Annotated in this window: 13 protein-coding genes; 8 read left to right on the top strand and 5 right to left on the bottom strand. The window is 60.4% G+C overall.

The features are described 5' to 3' along the window. Window positions 1-6 precede the first annotated feature (6 nt). Window positions 7-2160, top strand: coding sequence for a penicillin-binding protein 2 (gene mrdA, locus JIN81_RS10320; protein WP_200278869.1), 2154 nt, complete (start codon window positions 7-9; stop codon window positions 2158-2160). 21 nt (window positions 2161-2181) lie between these two features. Beyond that, a complete protein-coding gene (locus JIN81_RS10315) occupies window positions 2182-3768 on the top strand; it encodes an Rne/Rng family ribonuclease (RefSeq protein WP_200278868.1) in 1587 nt (528 codons plus the stop codon). A gap of 146 nt (window positions 3769-3914) precedes the next feature. Here the strand turns inward: JIN81_RS10315 and JIN81_RS10310 are convergent, their stop codons facing one another. From JIN81_RS10310 to JIN81_RS19310, 5 genes are all read right to left on the bottom strand, one after another. Then, a complete protein-coding gene (locus JIN81_RS10310) occupies window positions 3915-5201 on the bottom strand; it encodes a dihydroorotase (protein ID WP_200278867.1) in 1287 nt (428 codons plus the stop codon). A gap of 78 nt (window positions 5202-5279) precedes the next feature. Then, window positions 5280-5945, bottom strand: a complete 666-nt coding sequence (locus JIN81_RS10305; RefSeq protein WP_200278866.1) for an ABC transporter ATP-binding protein — start codon at window positions 5943-5945, stop codon at window positions 5280-5282. Then, window positions 5942-6940: an alpha-L-glutamate ligase-like protein gene (locus JIN81_RS10300; RefSeq protein WP_200278865.1), complete on the bottom strand. Its 999-nt coding sequence runs from the start codon at window positions 6938-6940 to the stop codon at window positions 5942-5944. The genes JIN81_RS10305 and JIN81_RS10300 overlap by 4 nt, the downstream gene beginning before the upstream one ends. Continuing rightward, complete coding sequence (locus JIN81_RS10295) at window positions 6940-8475, bottom strand: UUP1 family membrane protein (RefSeq protein WP_200278864.1); 1536 nt, start codon at window positions 8473-8475, stop codon at window positions 6940-6942. Before JIN81_RS10295 ends, JIN81_RS10300 begins: the two co-directional genes overlap by 1 nt. A 27-nt stretch (window positions 8476-8502) precedes the next feature. Further along, entirely contained in the window at window positions 8503-9195 is a 693-nt protein-coding gene (locus JIN81_RS19310; RefSeq protein ID WP_200278863.1) for an ATP-dependent zinc protease family protein, read from the bottom strand. A gap of 50 nt (window positions 9196-9245) precedes the next feature. On the opposite strand from JIN81_RS19310, the gene JIN81_RS10285 reads away from it, so the two are divergent. From JIN81_RS10285 to JIN81_RS10260, 6 genes are all read left to right on the top strand, one after another. Then, complete coding sequence (locus tag JIN81_RS10285) at window positions 9246-10643, top strand: efflux transporter outer membrane subunit (protein WP_200278862.1); 1398 nt, start codon at window positions 9246-9248, stop codon at window positions 10641-10643. 97 nt (window positions 10644-10740) lie between these two features. Continuing rightward, a complete protein-coding gene (locus JIN81_RS10280; RefSeq protein ID WP_200278861.1) occupies window positions 10741-11934 on the top strand; it encodes an efflux RND transporter periplasmic adaptor subunit in 1194 nt (397 codons plus the stop codon). A 124-nt stretch (window positions 11935-12058) separates the two neighbouring features. Continuing rightward, the gene (locus tag JIN81_RS10275) at window positions 12059-12940 is read left to right on the top strand and encodes a LysM peptidoglycan-binding domain-containing protein (protein ID WP_200278860.1); all 882 of its coding nucleotides are present in this window, start codon (window positions 12059-12061) and stop codon (window positions 12938-12940) included. 197 nt (window positions 12941-13137) lie between these two features. Continuing rightward, window positions 13138-14643 carry a tryptophan 7-halogenase gene (locus JIN81_RS10270; RefSeq protein WP_200278859.1) on the top strand — a complete coding sequence of 502 codons (1506 nt, stop codon included), beginning with the start codon at window positions 13138-13140 and terminating at the stop codon, window positions 14641-14643. A gap of 211 nt (window positions 14644-14854) precedes the next feature. Continuing rightward, window positions 14855-15871, top strand: coding sequence for an AAA family ATPase (locus JIN81_RS10265; RefSeq protein WP_200278858.1), 1017 nt, complete (start codon window positions 14855-14857; stop codon window positions 15869-15871). 5 nt (window positions 15872-15876) lie between these two features. Then, a complete protein-coding gene (locus JIN81_RS10260) occupies window positions 15877-17655 on the top strand; it encodes a hypothetical protein (protein ID WP_200278857.1) in 1779 nt (592 codons plus the stop codon). The last annotated feature ends 11 nt before the right edge of the window (window positions 17656-17666 follow it).

Raw genomic sequence — 17666 nt, 5'->3', positions numbered from 1 at the left:
TCCTCAATGGATCCCAAGCCAGGTATTCGAATCTTTCTTCTCACGGCGCTGGTGCTGTTCGGTTTCGGCGCGTTGCTGAGCCGTTTGTATGATTTCCAGATCACCCAGCGGACCTACTATCAGGAGCTGGTTCCCGGTGACCGGGAGGTGACCGTCCGTGAGCCCGGAATCCGCGGCGCCATCAAGGACCGGAACGGCATCGAGCTCGCCAGAAACCGCCGCAACTACGAAGTCTATTTCGACCTCGAGGAAATCCACAAGAGCTACCGCCGCCAGCACGAGCAGGATGCGAAGCGCGACGTGCTGACGAACGAGCAGGGCATGCCCCGTCTCGGTCAGGAAACGGATATCGCCCGAATCGTCAACACGTGGATCATTCCCAAGCTGGCAGAACTGGATGTGGCGAAGAACTACAGCGCCAACGCGATGCGGACCCATTTCATCACGCATCGCGGCCTCGTCCCCTTCTCCTACAACACGGACCTGAATTACGAACAATTTGCTCGTTTGGCGGAGCACAACGTGGAGGTGCCTGGCGTGTATCTCGATGTCAGACCCCAGCGCGAGTATCCCTATGAGGCGCTTGCGTCCCACATCATCGGCTACACCCAGCAGTGGGAGAAAGGCGACATTCCCGACGATGCCCGTCGGAGGTTCAACCACTACATCGGCGAGGAGAAAGGCAAGATGGGGCTCGAGGCGACCCTGGACCCCTTGCTCCGCGGCCCTGAAGGAAGTCGGACCCTCGTCAAGAACGACAAGGGGAAGATCACCGGCATGATCGATTACCGTGAGCCGAAGGTCGGAGCCGATGTGACCCTGACGCTCGATGCTCCGGTGCAGTATCTGGTTTCGAAGGTGCTGCGTCGCACCGGACGTGCCGCGGGTGTGGTCATGGATGTGAGGACGGGAGAGGTGCTGGCGATGGCCTCGGTTCCGGATTACGATCCGAACGATTTCATTCCAAGCATCGCAGCGCAGGTCTATGCGGACTACCGTGCGAACCCGAGTTCCCCCTTCACGGATCGCGGGACCTCGGGCTTCGCTCCGGGATCGACCTTCAAGCTGGCAACGGCCACCGCGGGCGCACTCAATGGTCTGGCCCAACGGAGTTTTTCATGTGAAGGCTTCGTGTCCTACGGCAACTACAAGCCTGCCTGCTGGCTGTGGAACATGAAGCGTGGCAGGCATGGAACGCTCGGTCTGTCGGAGGCCCTTCAGCGCTCCTGCAACCCGTACTTCTACAAGCTGGGCAACACAATGGGCAGTGATCGGCTTGTCAGCGGTTTGACCATGCTCGGCTTCGGCCAGCCGACTGGCGTGGAGATCCCCAATGAGGGTGCGGGACGCATCCCCGGCACGCGTGCATGGAAGCAGGCGAACCGCGGGCGCTCCCTGACTCCCGGTGACGTCGCGCAGCTGTCCATCGGTCAGGGTGATTCGCTGGCGACTCCGCTTCAGCTGTGCGCGATGGTTGCCTGCATTGCCAATGGAGGTCGCTACTATCAACCTCGTATCGTCAAGAAGGCGGTCATGGAGAACGGCACCGTTCTGGTCGAGGATCGTCCGAAGCTTCGGGTGGACCTGATCAAGGAGGGAGTGAAGCCGGCCGATCTCGAGCTGATCCGCAAGGGCATGTGGATGGCCGTGAACCAACCCGGTGGCACCGCCGGACGGGCCAAGATTCCCGACGTTGAAGTCGCGGCGAAGACCGGAACCGCCCAGACCGCGGATGACGGAAAGCGGTCGCACAATTCCTGGACGGTCGCTTTCGCTCCCTATGACGAGCCGCGGTATGCCGTGGTCGTCCTCGTTCAGAACGGCAAGTCGGGCGGCAAGGTGTGCGGCCCCCTCGTTCATCTGATTCTACGTGGGCTGCTGGCCCGCGACGACGGCATGCGGCTTCCGCTTGCCCCGCTTGAACCTTTCTACGGCAATCGTGATCCGATCGAAGAAATCGAGCTGCCCGAGGATGTCCTCGCAGCAATCGAGACCACGGATGTCGGCGAAACGGGAGACGAAGCAGGTGACCCGGTCAATGTGCAACCCGCCGTGACCATGCCTGTCGAGACCCCCATCACCCCAGAACCAACCATCACCCCGGAAATTGATGAGGAAGGATCCGTGATTCCACGTGCCATCCCCGTCGAGGACCCATAAACCTCTTAGCTTACCAAATTCATGATTAAAAAAATCAAACGCATCTTAGGAGTGGGGAAACCCAGCCCGAAGGAAGGCAATACACTCATCATCAACGTCGAGAAGCTCGAGCGCCGGGTCGCCCTGCTCGAAGACGGTCTCCTCGAGGAATACACGGTCGAACGCGAAGGCGACGACAACATTGTCGGAGGCATCTTCAAGGGTCGTGTGAAGAACATCGAGCAGGGCCTGAAAGCCATGTTCGTGGACATCGGCCTGGATAAAAATGCCTTCCTCCACTTCTGGGACGCCATCCCGGCAGCCCTCGATTCAGGGATCGAGGAAATCAAGCGTGGCAACAAGCCCCGCAAGCAGAAGAAGATCAGTTCGAAGGACATTCCGAGCATCTATCCAGTGGGCTCCGAAATCATGATCCAGGTTTCGAAGGGGCCGATCGGCACCAAGGGGCCACGGGTCACGACCAACATCTCACTCGCCGGACGCTACCTGGTGCTGATGCCCTACACCGAGCAGTTCGGTATCTCGCGGAAGATCGACGATCCGAAGGAGCGTGCCCGACTCCGCAAGATCATGCAGCGTCTGTCCGTGCCTGAGGGCATGGGAATCATCATGCGGACCGTCGCCCAAGGAACCCGCGCCCGTCACTTCGTCCGCGATCTGGCCATGCTCCTCGAGCAATGGGAAGGCGTGGAGGAACAGCGTGACTCCCGCCCCGCCCCGGTTTGCGCCTTCCGCGAGCCCGGCCTGATCGAACGCACCGCGCGTGACTTCCTCACCGACGAAGTGGATCAGGTGATTTGTGATAGTCCCGAGACCGCGGAGTTCGTGCGTGAGGTTGCCGGCAAGGTTTCACGCAGGGCCAAACGGCGCATCCACCACCTGCCGACCCAGAAGCCGATCTTCGAGAGCCTCAACCTACAGAAGCAGATCGATGAAGCGTTCTCCCGCCAGGTTTGGTTGAAGTGCGGCGGCTACATCGTCATCGATGAAACCGAGGCCCTGATCGCGATCGACGTCAACACCGGCCGGAACCGGGGCTCGAAGGATGTCGATAAGATGATCCTGCAGACGAACATCGAAGCCGCCGAAGAGGTGGCCCGGCAACTCCGCTTGCGGAATATCGGTGGACTCGTCGTGGTGGACCTGATCGACATGCGCCACCGCCGGGACCAGCAGACGGTCTACAAGGCGATGAAGGAACGCCTTCGCCGCGACAAGGCGAAGACGCAAGTACTGCAGATCTCGTCCATCGGCCTGATGGAGATGACGCGTCAGCGCCTCAACGAGAGTCTGCGCGACACCATGTTCGAGCCGTGCCCGTATTGCCAGGGCAAGGGCCGGGTGAAGACGACAATGACCATGAGCGTCGAGATCCAGCGGAAGCTGGTCGCAGTGATCAACAAGCAGCGTGAAAACAACGAGGGTGACTTGATCGTGGTGGTGAATCCGGATGTCTTGAACCGGTTCAAGACCGAGGACAGCCGCATCCTTGTGGAACTGGAGCGTCAGCACTCCGGACGCCTCATCTTCCGGTCGGATCCGGCCCTCCACCGTGAGCGCTTCTCGATCATCGATGCCGCCACCGAGAAGGCGATTGCCAAGGTCTAGACGGCCCGGCTCCGGCTGCTCATCGGTTCCGGTGCGGAACTGATTCTCATTCAGGCACAGGGAGTTCCCTGTGCCTGTTTTTTGTGGCGCGTGGGCGGCGGAGATCCGAGATCGTATCTCCATTCCCTCGGGGAACGCCGGCTCTCCTACCGCTCGAGGAGGATCTCGCCTTCGCGGGCGACGAGGTCAATCCGGCCCTTCAGGGTTTTATCGAGGAATGGCGTGTTGCTCGCCTTCGATTTCATGAACTCGTTCGTGAAGGTAGTCTCGGCTTCCGGATCGAAGATCAGGAACTCGGCGGTGCCACCGACCTCGACCGGAATGGCAGGCAGACCCATCATCCTCCGAGGCTCTGCCGAGTAGCGTTTCACCATCACATCCCAGGTGAGTTCACCTCGCGCGATGAATCGGTCGTGCATCGAGACCACCGCGGTTTCCAGTCCGGTGATGCCGTTCGGAGCGGCGGTGAAATCCTGAGCCTTCTCGAAGGGCGTATGGGGGGCGTGATCCGTCGCAAGGAGGTCGAAGATGCCATCCTTCAGTCCCTGAAGCAGCGCCTCGTTGTCGGCGCGGGTCCGCAGTGGCGGGTTCATCTTGTAATGGGTATCGAAGTCACCGATGTCCTCGTCGATGAACATCAGGTGGTGGGGTGACACCTCGGCAGTGACCTTGACGTCGCCCCGTTGCTTCCACCACTGGATGGTTTCCATGCCGAGCTTGCTCGACACATGCTGGATGTGCAGGTGGGCGCCGGCGGCATGGGCGAGGCGGATGTCCCGATCGATGATGATTTCTTCGGCGCAGGCCGGGCTGCCCTTGATCCCCAGTTGGTAGGCCTTCGGGCCGTCGTTGAGAGCCCGTGGGCCAGCCAGTTCAGGCACTTCGCAGTGGCTGGCGAAGAACATGCCGAACTCACACGCATACTGCATCGCGCGGTAGAGCAACGCCGGGTCACCGGTGGAATCCCCGTCGTCGGTCAGCATGGTCACGCCGAGCGCCCGCATGCTGTCAATGCCGGCAAGCTCTTTTCCAGCTCGGTCCTTGGTCACACAGCCGGAGGTTTGGATGGGAATGCGGGAAACCTGAGCGGCCTTGTCGAGGACCATCTTGACGACGGTGCCGGAGTCGATCGAGGGGCTGGTATTCGGCATCATCACGACACCGGTCACACCGCCATTGATTGCGGCCTCACTTCCGCTCGCAATGTCCTCTTTGGCCTCTCCGCCGGGTTCGCGGAAATGCACGTGCGCATCGAACATCGCCGGCATCAACAGTCGCCCCCGCCCATCAATGACCTTCGCGCCCTCAGGGGGCATCAGACCGGGGCCAATTTCCCGGTAGAGTCCATTCTCGATCCGCACGTCGGCGGTTACGGGATCAGGTGAGTCTTCGGAGTGGATCTGGACGTTCCGGATGAACAGGCAGTTGGACATGCGCTGTTGATGCCACCCTCTGGTCGGATGGAAAAGGGCGGATTTCAGGATTGCGGGAAAGCTTGGTCAACCGGTGGTTCAGCTCCCGATCTCCTCGATCGCCCCATCCCGAATCAACAGCTGGCGATCGCCCACTTTGGCCAACTCCGGATCGTGGGTCACCACGGCCAGAGTCGTCCCCCCTTCCCGCGCGAGCCCCAGAAGCAGATCCATGATCTCACCGCTATTGCGGGAGTCGAGGTTGCCTGTCGGCTCGTCTGCGAAAAGAACGGCGGGGCGGTTTGCCACCGCGCGCGCGATGGCCACACGTTGCTGCTCACCACCCGAGAGTTCGGCGGGGAGATGCTCACCCCGTTTGCTCAGGCCGACCCGCTCCAACGCGGCCTCGGCCTGCTCCTTCGTATTCGCGCCACCAATGGCTCCCGGCACCATGACGTTCTCGAGCGCGGTGAGCTCGGGGAGCAGGAGATAGTTCTGGAAGATGTAGCCGATGTTCGCGTTGCGGAACGCCGCCTGTTGGCGTGCCTTCAAGGAATAGAGGTCGGTATTGTCAATTACCACCGAGCCCTGCTGGGGGCGTTCCAATCCTGCGAGGGTGTAGAGTAGTGTCGTTTTGCCGGCACCGCTCGGACCGCAGAGAAAGGCGCATTCCCCCTTCTTCAGCGACAGATCAATGCCATGAAGGACTTCGATCGACTTCTTCCCGATCGAATAACTGCGGTGAAGGTTGCGCGCTTCGATCATGGGAGGGAGGTCGGTTGTATTCCGGATTTGGAGGCAAAGGTATTGCGGGAGAAACTGATCTTCTGCCGGCGTTCGTCGTGCGGGTGTTCTTTCGCTCGTCGCTGGACCGGCACGAGGCGTTTGAGGAGACCTACGCCGTTTGCCATCTGGATGGCCAGGCCGGGACGTGCGTTGACTTCAATCATCAAGGGGCCCTTCTCCTCGTCGACCATGAGGTCCACTCCGAGGTAACCCAGCCCGGTCATCTCATGACACGTCACGGCGATGTCCAGAATGTGATCCCAGTCGGGAATCTGTATTCCGAGTAGAGGAACCTTGAGGTCCGGGTGGAGTTCGACGGACTTGCCGTGGTGGATCGCGTGGATCGTGCGGCCCGTCGCGATATCGACACCGATGCCAAGCGCTCCTTGATGGAGATTCGATCGACCATCGGATTCCCGCGTGGCGGCCCGGAGCATGGCCATCAATGGGTAGCCGTGAAGCATGACCACCCGGATGTCCGGAGCCCCTTGGAAGCTGATGTCGGTCATGATGCGGGCCGCCTTGACCCGATACTCGATCAGCGCCTTGTCACGCAGTCCTCCGAGGCTGAAGAGACCTGCGAGGATGTTCTGCAGGTGGTGTTTGATTTCCTCGATCGTGACCCGCGCCCCGCTCGGCTTGAGATAATGTTCCCCATCCTTCTCGGCGATGACCATGATCCCCTTCCCTCCCGAGCCCCGTGATGGTTTGATCACGAAGGATTCCCTGTCGCCAAGAAGTCGTTCGACCCTCCTGAGTTCCGCGGGATTACTAACAATGCCGTAGGTCTCGGGAATCGAGATCTCCCGCTCGGCGGCGATCCGCTTGGTCTGGGTCTTGTCGTCGACAAGTCCGTAGAGTCTACGGGGGTTGTTTGGCAACACGAAGCGGGCGTTGCGCATGTTGATGCCGACCACTCCCAGGGCGTGGAGTTCGCCGGGCGTGCGGATGAAGCGATGCCACCACCCTTTCATCAATCAACGGGCTCGAAGTTCTTGAAGCGGATCAACTCGCTCAGGCGGTAGCCGGTGTAGCGACCGAGGAGCAGGATCCCGGCGAGAAGCACGAGGAGAAGCTCGGGAAAGTAGAAGGCGAGGTAGCGGACCTGCCTTTGCTCCATCACGGTGAATGCCACGACCGCCACGATCAGCGAGCCAAGCACTTGGAGGATCGCGGACCGCTTGCCCTCTTCTTCCCAGGTCAGGGACATCCGTTCAATCGTCCACGCCAGGATGATCATCGGGAACAAGGTGATTTTCAGGCCGTCCCTCATTCCGAGGTGCCAACTCACCACGCTGAGGAGCATCATCAACAAGGTGACGATGACCACGCATGCCGCCACTCGCGGCACGACCAGCAGGTTGAGCCGGGAAAGCAGGAAGCGGCACCACAGACCCGCGCCCACGATGATGGCGAACATCAGGAGTCCGCTCTTCAACTCCATCTCGAGCAGGGCCATCGCCAGAAGGACCGGCATGAAGGTGCCGAGTGTGGCGATGCCGATCAGATTGCGCAGCAGGACCACGACGAAGGCTCCGATCGGGATCAGGACGACGTAGCGGAAAACCTGACGCTCCGAGGCGGGCAAACCGAAGATGGTGGAAACCAGCAGGCCGGAGCTGCGGAGATCCGTGAGTTGGTCCATCGGCACCATGTCGCGCGTTGCCGTGAAGACGACCTGGGAATTCTCTCCCCCACTGAGGTCGAGAAGCGGGTCTCCTCCCCGGTTCCAGACAAACATCTGTCGCGGATCGAGCACCGAAGTGGGTGCCTCCGGGTCGCGAACCTGCCAGTAAACTCCGTCGTAGTACTCAAGCAGGCGGATGGGTTCCTGAGCGCCGCGGATTTCATCGAGCTGGACGCCGTAGGCCAACCTCGCGGCCACCCCGGACATTTTCAAAAGGTCGATCGCCAATGTGATCTTGGCGCGATCCCCGACCAATTCCTCGTAGTGATCCTTCAGCAACGAGGTCTCCTGGGATGGCTCGTCGTTGTTGAGTTCACGGAAGATGCCGGCGACCAGTGTGTCGGGATTCGAGGAGAGTTCCTTCGTCCGTCGGACGATGCTTTCAGCGGCGACCCGGATGCTCCGGGCCATTCCCGGGTCATCGGGCTCGGGTGGCTTGCCTGATGGCGAGATCGGCCCACCGCTGACGATGCCCCGCTCAGGGAAGCGAACCCGATAGTAAAGCGCCTCGTTGCCCTCGCGCTTGTCGGCGGACCAGACTGCGGTGTATTCACCGAGCTGGTCTTCGATCATGAAGCTGTATCCGGTCGAGCGCGAGTCCACACCCGTCTTCTCCTCGATCGCGGAGGCGGGCAGCGACAGACGCGCCGTGACCGCCTCCTCGGTGGCGATGAAACTCACTTTCGCCTCAACGAGCCACTCGGCAGGTTCTTCACCTACCTTCAGCGGAATGCCGAGTTGCGTGTGTTTGTAAGCCGCCAGACCACCGCCCACAAGGGTCAGGATGAGGACGATGGCGATCAGCTTGATCCGGGATGCCATGGTGGTGGGAAATGATCGAATTGATGCTCAGCGCATCAGCTTCTTGTCGGCGAGATAGGCGCGACTCGGATCCACCCAACCCAGCTCGCAGATGGTGCGGCGACCGATCAGCACGGGACTGAGCATGTTGATGCGATTATTGAGCGTGAAATCGGCAAGCATCTTGCGGTCCCCGATCTTGAAGCTGAGCCTCACCACCTCGCGCTCCTCGGATTCTCCGCCGGGTTCCTTGATGCGCGCGATGCGAACCAATGGCGCTTCGATCCGCATCCGCTTCGATTCCTTGTTGCGAGGGTCGGTCACCACAAAGCGAACCCACTTCTTGCCGTCACGCTCGAAGAGCTTCTTTTCCTCGGCGTGAATCGAACTGGTCAGTGCCCCCGTATCAAGCTTGGCCGGCATCTTCTGTTCGGTCGTGCCATCTGAAATGACGACCCACTCGCGCCAGCCATAGATCTGGGTTGGGTCGGCGGAGACGGGCAGCGCAACCGCGGCTTCGATCTCCTGGCGCTCCGCTTCGGCCGGATCGTCGGAGTCCTCCTTTTTCTCAGGAGCCTTCTCCTCCTTCTCCTTGGCGGGCGTGTCGGTTTGCTCGACCTGTTCCTTCGCGGGAACCTTGGCCTTTTCTGGAGCCGAGTCTTCGGCGGCAAGCAACTCTCCGCCCTTGCAAAGACAGAGAACACAGACAATGGACGTAAGGGCCGAAGGTTGATAGGTCACGCGCGGCCTGTTTCATCACTGATCTTTAGCAAATGCAATGGAATTCCCGAATGCCGACAGCTTGTTTGCTTGTCGCGATAACGCTTTTTCCCGGCTGCAAATCCCTGCAGTTCGGTAGCCCGACCGAGTTGGCCGACTTTCATGCCCCCGGCGCCTGGCAGAGTGGAGCCAGCGGTGCCGATGCCAAGATCAGCAGAGGCTGGGTCAGCGACTTCAACGATGCCGGCATGCGGCGCATGATCGACAAGGCGATGGCGAACAATCGTGACCTCGCCTCGGCTGAAGCGAGGATGAGGGAGGCGGAGTTCGTCGCGATTGCCGGGCGATCACGGCTTCTGCCTCAAGCAAGGTTGGCGACGTCGGGAAGCTTTTCGGTCTCAGAGCGGGGGCCCCTGCCGGCGCGTGAGACGGAGAGCTATGGCCTGACCGTTTCCGCCTCATGGGAAGCTGACATCTGGGGGCGACTGCGTGACCTGACTGCTGCTGACAGTGCGGACCTGTATGCCTCCCAGGCCTCACTCCGTGGGGCTCGGTTGTCATTGGCTGCGAGCACGGCCCGGGCTTGGTGCAATCTGATCGCGGCCGACCAGCAGCACGAGTTGGCCAAGGTCATCCTCGACTCGTTCGAGCGGAACCTGCGGATCAGTGAACGCAACTACGAAGGGACCGGTCAGGGTTCGATCGACGTCCAGTTCGGACGAACGAACGTGGCGGCTGCGAAGCGGGCTCTGGAATCGAGCCAGTTGGCCCGCGACGAAGCGGCGCGAACCCTCGAAGTGCTGACGGGATCCTATCCCTCGGGAACGACCCGTGCAGGCAACGAACTCCCTTCCCTCCGCGGATCGGTCCCGGCCGGCCTTCCCTCTGAGTTGCTCGACCGCCGTCCGGATCTTGCCATCGCTCGGGCCCGCATCTTCGCGACGGCGAAGCGGGCGGACGCGGCGAGGAAATCCTTGCTGCCGTCCCTGGCGCTGACCACCTCGGCCGGCACGCCTGTCGATCGCTTCCGGCAATTGCTCGATCCGCAGTGGCTCGCCGCAAGCATCGCGGCAAATATCGGGCAGACGCTCTACGCAGGGGGTGAACTGAGCAATCAGGCGCGCGCCGCGCTGGAGCGTAACAAGGCGGCGATCACCGACTACGAGCAGGCAGCGCTGGAGGCGTTTCGGGAAGTCGAGACCGCACTGGCCGCTGACCGTTCGCTCGCTGCGCAGGAGCAGTTCCTCATCACGGAGGTCGAGCAGGCAGCTCTCGCCGAAAAACAAGCCACCCGGGACTATGCGGACGGAATTGAGGGTGCCGGCATCCTCAATGTGCTGGAGTCCCAAAGGCGGGCGAATAATGCCCGCTCCAGCTTGATTCGCCTGCGAAACAGTCGTCTGCAGAACCGAATCGACCTGCACTTGGCGCTCGGAGGGGACTTCAGAACCCGGGAACCTTCAAAGTGACGAGATTTCCGCAAGGCTGAGCCAAGATTCTTCGTATTTGGCAAATATCCAACTCTGGGGCACCTTCCCGGCGTCACCCATTGGTACGACCCAGTCCATGCTGCTGCGCATTCTCATCCCTATCGTGATCCTGACGGTCGGCTACTTCGCCGCCAGGAAACTCTCGACGGCCATCGAGCCGCCGACCCCCCAGCACGTACCGCCCCAGAAGCTCAGAACCGAGGTGGTTGAACTACAGCGGACCGATTACCCGGTCCTGCTCGACACCCAAGGCGTCGTGCGCGCTCACTATGAGACCCCCCTGACTGCTGCGGTCAGTGGCACCATCATCGCGATTCATCCCGGGTTCGAGGACGGCGCTTTCTTCTCGAAAGACGAGGTCCTCGCCGAACTCGATCCAGCCGACTTTCAAGCCTCGCTCGCCGCAGCCAGCTCACGGGTCGCCCGTGCTGAAGCCGCCCTCGCTCAGGAAGAGGCTCGTGCCAAGCAAGCCCGATTGAATTGGGAGGACCTCGGATACGATGGTGAGCCCTCCCCACTCGTCCTGCGCATTCCACAACTCAAGGAGGCAAATGCCAATGTCGAGGCGGCCCGCGCGGAATATGAGCAAGCCAGTCTGAACCTCGAACGTACCAAGATTCGCGCGCCCTTTGACGGACGCGTACGGGTCCGGAACGTCGGGCTTGGCCAAGCGGTCGGCAATTCCACCCCTCTCGGAGAGGTGTATGCCACCGACTACGCAGAGGTCCGCCTCCCGCTGACTCCAAACCAGCTGGCCTTCATCGACCTTCCAAGTCGTCCCGACGACGAGGCACTCGAGGTGACATTGACCAGCGCCCACTCGGTCTCGCCCGAAGGTGAATCGCAACAATGGCCGGCAAAAATCGTTCGCTCCGAGGGAGCTCTCGATGACGCTTCCCGTGAACTGTTCGCCATTGCCAGAGTGGATGACCCGTTTGGTCTGAAATCCGGCAAGCCACCTCTACGCATCGGTCAACCGGTGCGTGCCAGCGTCGAGGGCCGGGTGCTCAAGGATGTCTTCGTCATCCCAAGGCTCGCCCTGCGTGGCGTCGGCCGCATCTATCTGGTGGATCGGGAAGATCCCGCCATCATCCGCACGACCATCGAACCCATCTGGTCCACCAGTGAGGTTCTGATCGTGCGTGACGGTCTGGAGGCAGGCCAGTGGCTGTCGACGACTCGCCTCCCCTATGCGCCTGATGGCGCTCCGGTGGAAGTGATCGAATCGATCTCGGTGGCGACGCCCGCTGAAGAAATCAGCGGCTCCTGAAGACCGGAAACGGAAAACTTTTATCCGCGGACTTTCCGGGACTCTCCGTGCCTGCATCGTGAATATTTAGGAAATCTTAACTTTTTGTTTGTCGCCTTTTTAAAAATTTGAAAGTCTTCACGTCATGAAGGCGATGTTCTGTTTGAGTTTTTCGGCAATGATGCTCACCGCCACTCCTGCATGGAGTTCGGATCGTCTTGCGGATTTGGAACGCCGTTGTGCCGAGCAGGAACGGCAAATCGAGCGCCTTGAGCTTGAGAACAGCCGGCTGCGTTCAGCTGGGGTCAGCACAACCACCCAGGCGAAGACGACGCCCGTGAGCGCCCCGAAAGCGACTGCGGAGTCGAGCACCTCGTCAGTGCCTGCGCCGAAAGCCCAGCCCGTGCACATTGTGAAAGCGGGCGAAACCCTGTCAGGGATTGCCAAGAAGCACGGGTTGAAGACTTCTGAACTTGTGAAGTGCAACCAGCTCAAGAATGCCGAAGTCATTCAAATTGGTCAGCGTCTCAAGCTTCCCTTGGCGGCCTCCCAGCCGGATGCTGCTCCTGTGAAGCCGACGACCGATGATCTCGTGGTGCGGGGCACGCACAAGGTGAAGCAAGGTGAGACCTTCTACAGCATCGCCAAGACTTACGGCCTCAGCGTGAAGGCACTCGGGTCGGCAAACCCAAGCGTCAATCCACGGGCTCTGCGAGTCGGCCAGGAGCTCCAACTCGTCGCCCGCCGCGCTGAATCATCCAGCACGAGCAGTTCCCCTGCCCCTGTGGAGTCAGCGGAGGAAGCTCCTCAGGACCTCGGCGGTTCTCAGACAATCCTCAACAAGCGGCCCACCGTGCGCCGGGTTCCCATCACGGAGCAGATCACTCTTCAGCAATTTGCTGATCAATACGACATGGATATCGCCCGACTCAAGCGTCTCAATGGCTTGAGCGACGAGCGCTACCATTCCAAAACCGTTCTTGCGGAGGGTTCGGCCCTCTTCGTTTCCGCTCAGCCTTTGGACTAGAGCCCGGACGACCTTTGCAGGATGGCCGATTCAGCGGCCGATGGCACCCGCCCGAGGAATTCCATTCCTCGGGCGGGCTTCTTTTTGGGGTGGCATGGATGGCGGGCGGCTTCGCAGGGGCCCGTTTCGGCTTTACTACCTTTCCCGTTCATGTGGACTCATTCCACGAGGTCTGAGAAGGGGCTTCGTCGATAATCATGATTAAGGACGTTCTCATCGTTGGATCCGGTAGCGCGGGCTTGTTGTTCGGGCTTTCCCTCAAGCTCAAGATTCCCGGGCTGAAGGTTCGCATGGTTCGCAGTCCTCAAATTGGAGTCATTACCGTGGGAGAAGCGACCACTCCGAATCTCCCACCTTTTCTTTTCTCCTACCTGGGAATCAGTCGTAGCTACTTCTACTCCAAGGTGCGTCCCACCTGGAAGAAAGGTATCCGATTCCTTTGGGGTCCCCGGGGACGATTCGACTATGGCTTCGCGCTGGCGCTGGACAGTCAGGTGTCGACCCTGCCACGTCCGAATGGCTTCTACTGCGATGACGAGTTCAGTTGTTGCGATGTGGTGACGGCGCTGATGCGGCATGACAAGGCATTCCCTCGGTTGCAGAATGGATGTCCCGACATCCAGAAGTGGCATGCCTTTCACCTCGACAACGAACCGCTGGTCTCGACCTTGGAAGAGTTCGCGCGCGGAATTGGTGTGGAGATCATCGATGGTAAAGTGGTCGATGCGGTCAAGGCTCCCCATGGCATCTCTTCGGTTCAATTGGAAGATGGGCGCACGCTGGAGGCCGACTTCTTCATCGATTCCAGCGGCTTCCGGAGCGAGTTGTTGGGTGGCGCCCTTGATGAGCCTTTCGTGGACTATTCTGCGTCACTCTTCACGGACCGGGCCTTGGTCGGGGCGTGGTCACGCGGGAAGGACGAACCCATCCTTCCCTATACCACCGCCGAGACCATGAACTGCGGTTGGGCCTGGCAGATCGAGCACGAGAAAAGCCTCAGCCGGGGTTACGTATACTCATCCCAGGCCATCAGCGACGATGAGGCCGAGGCTGAGTTCCGAGCGAAAAACCCGAAGTTGGGCAACACCCGGATCATCAAGTTCAGATCGGGGCGCTATCAACGTTCGTGGGTGGGTAATGTGGTCGGCGTGGGTAATGCCTCGGGCTTTGTGGAACCTCTGGAGTCCACCGCACTCATGATTGTCTGCCAGGAGGCTCAGAACCTCACCAATTTCCTGATCCATACCGGGCTTGAGCCGACGCCTACGATTCGGACGATGTACAACAATTACTTCGCGGACACATGGGATGAAATCCGTGACTTTCTGTCGCTCCACTACAAATTCAATACCATGCTGGATACGCCGTTCTGGAAGACCTGCCGGAACGAAGTTGATATTGCCGGCGCGGCGCCCGTTCTGGAGTTCTTCCAGGAGAATGGCCCCATCGGATTCGCAAGGCATCTTCTGCGTGGTCATGCGGCGAATTTCGGCCTTGAGGGTTTCCTTCAGATGTTCATCGGAAACCAAGTGCCATACCAGAAGCGCCACACTCCCACAGAGGCCGAGTGGCGGGTCTGGCAGCAGCACCGATCGAACAACATCGCTATCGCCAAGAACGGGATGACGTCCGAGGAAGCGCTCGCCTATGTACACCATCCGAATTGGAAGTGGGACGGAGACGCCGCGACGACGACCCATTGAGCGAAAAGACCGTGTCCGGGTATTATTGAAGTGAGCCGCCCCGGAAGTGGGTGGGTTCCCTGCCCTCCTGCCCCCCCCCCCGGACCATCCGCCTTGGTCGATCAGGTTCCGATCTCTGACGGCATCTTGTGATTCCGAAAACGCTGCTCCTTTTTCATCGCGCTTTCATCCGAGTTTCTAATAATCGTGAGAGTTTTCACTCCGTTAGACCATGGAATTTGCCTCCGAAACCGAAGTCGCCGATGCCGGCAAGCACGTTCGCTCCCTGAGCGCCGCCCTGAATCAAGTTCTTTTCGGTCAGGAGGAGCTCATTGATCTCGTTTTGACCGGGGTTCTCGCCCGCGGACACATCCTTCTTGAAGGCCTGCCGGGGCTGGGAAAGACCGAACTGGTGAAGGGCTTGTCGAAAACGCTCCGATTGGACACCAAGCGGATCCAGTTCACACCGGATCTGCTGCCGGGTGACATCACCGGTAACCCGGTCCTTCAGGAGGTCAATGGCAACCGCTCGTTCGTGTTCCAGCCCGGCCCGCTCTTCACGAACATCGCGCTTGCCGACGAAATCAACCGGGCTTCACCCAAAACCCAGTCCGCCCTGCTGGAAGCGATGCAGGAACGCCGGGTCACCGTGCTTGGCGAATCCCATGAACTCCCGAAACCGTTCTTCGTGCTCGCCACGCAGAACCCGATCGAGCTCGAGGGGACCTACCCCTTGCCCGAAGCGCAGCTCGACCGTTTTTTGTTCAAACTCGAGGTGACGCGGAACGATGTCGATACGCTCGAGCGAATCGTCAATCACCGGGAGTTGGGCACCGAGCCGGAGATCGAATCCATCATGGATGCCGCGACGCTCGACGCCACCCTGGCGCTGGTCCGACGCATCTTCCTGCCCGAGGTGGTGGGTAACTACATCGCGCGCATCGTCGATGCCACCCACCCCGGGCAGTCCTCCGCTGCCCGTGCGATCCGCTACGGAGCGAGCCCGCGGGCCGCCCTTTCACTGGCATCCGCGGCAAAGGCACGCGCGCTGATGAATGAACGGACCCATGCCTCGTTCGAGGACGTGAAATTTGTCGCACCGTCGGTTCTACGTCACCGTATCGTGCTCGAATACCACGCCAAGGTCGAGGGCCTGACCAACAACGATGTGGTCCGTTCGATTCTCGAAGAGGTTCCAGCCCAAGCCGGTGCGACTCCAAAGACGATGAAGACCGCCCCCAGCGCTTGAGACACATGATCATCGTTCGACTTTTACTCGCCGGATTGCTCTGCGCGTTCTCGGTCTCCCGCGCGCAGGAAACCCTCTTCATGGAGGTTCCGCGCGCCACCTATCCGGAGGACAAGACCCGCGTGGAGTTCGAGGCGCTTTTCAGCAAGCCTCCCCCACACGGCTACCTGCCGGTGAGGGTGAACATCGTCAATCAGCGCAAGACCGATGGATCGATCAATATCAGCACACGCTCTGAAACCGGCAGCGATCCTTCATCGGACAGCGAGCTGACCTCCGAGTTCGAGTTGTTTTCCAAATCCGCGACGGCAACCAGTCATGACCTGTTGGTGCCGCTGACCACGGACTTCGAGGGTGACGGGACCACGGTCCGAGTCACCATGGGTGGAAGCTTTGGAAGGAATAGCGGAGGGGTTAGTTCAAGCTTTGCCCCGGACAGCGCAGCGGTGTTGATGAGTGAGTCGCTTTACACCCCGAGTTCATCGACCCTCGATGCCGAGTTGAACGGTCGGTCGAGCGGTTACGGGAGCTATGAGTTCGCCGCTCGATTTGAGCCGACCCGGATGCCCGCGGATTGGAGGGCGTATGTCGGTTACGACGCGCTTCTTCTGACGAATACGGATTGGAACAAGGTGCCTGCGGACGCCCGCAACGGGATCGAACAGTGGGTCCGGATGGGAGGACGCGTGGTCATCTATCGCATCGGAGGATCAGGAAGCTTCAACAGCCTGGGTATCGAGGGCGAGCCGGATGGTTCCACGATGCCCTACGGCTACGGCTCGTTCGAACTCGACTCGATCCAGCAAGTAGGCACGGGACTCTCTGCCAAGAAGACCGTATCGCGATTCTCAGGTGGTTCCAAAGCTGGGCGTCCCCACCGGCTGAGCCTGATCAAGGACTACAGCAGCGCATGGCCGCTCCATATCGCCTTCGGTCAGCAGAAGTTCAGCTACGCTCTCTTCATCATCGTCTTGATTGTCTTCGGCGTCCTTGTCGGACCGGTCAATCTGTTCGTGTTCGCGAAGTCAGGCCAGCGGCACAAGCTGTTCATCACCACTCCCATCATCTCGCTTGCCACCTCAGTCCTACTGATTGTGCTCATCCTTGCCAAGGATGGTGTCGGTGGTCGCGGCATGCGGGTTGCCCTGATCGAGGTCGTTCCCGGACAAAGCGAGAACCGCGCCTATGTGACGCAGGAGCAGGTGTCGCGCACCGGTGTGCTGGTTGGCGGGTCGTTCGGGCTCACCGAGGACGCGGCGATCACGCCGGTGCCCATCGAAAACAGTGCGTGGGCCCGCCTTTCCCCAGGGATGGGTGGAGGTGGCATGCGCTATACGGCGAAGTTCAAGGAAGGGAATCTTGATGTGACCGGCGACTGGTTCCAGAGCCGGTCCGAGCAAGCCCAACTCATCCAGGCAGTGGTCCCGACCCGGGGACGGATCGAGATCAAGAACAGCAGCGGCGCTCCGATCCTCAGTTCAACCTTCGAGTTTCCGATCGAGTCGCTCTACTACAAAGATCGTAGCGGCGGCTACTGGAAGGCTGTGGATCTCGAGGCGGGAAACTCGGTCAAGGCGTCGCCGATCAATCGCGCGGAGTACGAGCTCGCAAGGGATACGGAGGGTTCCAAGCTGGCCCTTCGGCAACGGCGAAGCCTGCTCGAGGCAACCGGGCGGGCCGGCCATTTCTTCGCAGTCACCAGCGAGGCACCCGCTGTGGAGACATTCGACTCGATCGACTGGATCTCCACCCAAACCATCATTACCGGACCCATCGTTCGTTGAATTCCGCTCAC

The sequence above is a fragment of the Haloferula rosea genome, from assembly GCF_016595525.1.
Taxonomy (GTDB): domain Bacteria; phylum Verrucomicrobiota; class Verrucomicrobiia; order Verrucomicrobiales; family Akkermansiaceae; genus Haloferula; species Haloferula rosea.
The sequence above is the reverse complement of the archived record's forward strand: the minus strand, read 5'-3'. Positions and strand labels throughout refer to the sequence as shown.